Raw genomic sequence first — 841 nt, 5'->3', positions numbered from 1 at the left:
GTTACTCCAATGTCCATTTAGTGACGCAATATTTACCTTGGAATAGTTTCCCTTCTTACATTTTTCTTTGTTAATAATAACACATGTTAGAGAAGTTCTGGAAGAGAAAGTATTTTAATATGGTTTTTTATTTTTCACTAAAAAGTGTGATCGGGGACAATATATTTACGCACGTTATGTTTAAAGGCACTACACTGATTGGGGAATACTGAAATCAGAAAAAGCATATGGCCTTAAAAGGTATGCGATAACCGGAGGATGTGCTTATGGATCATAGTCTTAATTCTTTGAATAATTTCGATTTCCTGGCGCGTAGTTTTGCCAGAATGCACGCAGAAGGTCGCTTGGTCGATATTCTGGCCGTTACTGGTAACATGGATGAAGAACATAGAACCTGGTTTTGCGCACGTTATGCCTGGTATTGCCAACAGATGATGCAGGCAAGAGAGCTGGAGTTAGAGCACTGATATAACGGGCCTGATGGCCCGTTTTAGTGTTTGTATTAGATGCTAGTTATAGGTGATTTTGAGGATTACGTCTTTACTAAACGGTCCCTCAACAACAGTCTCTGCCGGGTTCGCACTAAGTTCTGCCCTGAATGGTGCGGTGACCGAAGGTGCACTAGACGATGAAAAAGAAGCAAATTGTGAGAAGCGGTTAAATTCCGTTGCTGTTCCATCTTTATGAAATATCTTCAATAGCAGTCCATTACCCATATCCAGATGGCTATAATCACTCAAAATATCCGTAGTGAAAAAGCTCCCTAAAATATTGAATTGCTCAGTACAGGCCGCACCAGGATCTTTTGTCATGACTACACTAAACGTCTCACTAACGGTGT

At 40.4% G+C, this 841-nt stretch carries 2 protein-coding genes; one reads left to right on the top strand and one right to left on the bottom strand.

Features of this window, described 5'->3' with window-relative positions; translation table 11 throughout:
• Nucleotides 1–266: 266 nt before the first annotated feature.
• A complete protein-coding gene (gene glgS / locus ACUU1I_RS20880; RefSeq protein ID WP_005115877.1) occupies nucleotides 267–467 on the top strand; it encodes a cell surface composition regulator GlgS in 201 nt (66 codons plus the stop codon).
• 42 nt (nucleotides 468–509) lie between these two features.
• On the opposite strand, the gene ACUU1I_RS20875 is transcribed toward glgS, so the two are convergent.
• Nucleotides 510–841, bottom strand: a 332-nt coding sequence (locus ACUU1I_RS20875; RefSeq protein WP_042774592.1) for a hypothetical protein, incomplete at its 5' end; no start/stop codon positions are given.

The organism is Shigella sp. SIG3 (genome assembly GCF_053555855.1).
This window is presented reverse-complemented; position numbering and strand designations above follow the sequence as displayed.

Bases quoted from the DNA above. Each gene is read 5' to 3' on its own strand.
- glgS (WP_005115877.1), top strand. From the start codon at position 267: ATGGATCATAGTCTTAATTCTTTGAATAATTTCGATTTCCTGGCGCGT.